General features: G+C 61.7%; 1 protein-coding gene. It reads left to right on the forward strand.

Translation table 11 applies throughout. The features are described from left to right. A partial coding sequence (locus VC352_RS25040; protein WP_322982178.1) for an Rnf-Nqr domain containing protein occupies positions 1 to 235 on the forward strand: 235 nt, incomplete at both ends.

Here is a 235-nt window from a genome sequence, read left to right on the forward strand (position 1 = left end):
CTTCAGCCTGTCCAAGCAGCTGTCGGTGTTCGTCGGTCTGATCATCACCAACTGCATCGTGAGGGGTCGTGCCGAAGCGTTTGCCATGCAGAACCCGCCGGTACTGTCGTTCTTCGACGGCCTCGGTAACGGCCTCGGCTACAGCGCCATGCTGGTCGCCCTTGGCGTGATACGCGAGCTGTTCGGCGCGGGCAAGCTGATGGGTTATGAGGTGTTCTCGGTGGTCAACGACGGC

The organism is Pseudomonas sp. C11 (assembly GCF_034683865.1).
Lineage (GTDB): Bacteria > Pseudomonadota > Gammaproteobacteria > Pseudomonadales > Pseudomonadaceae > Aquipseudomonas.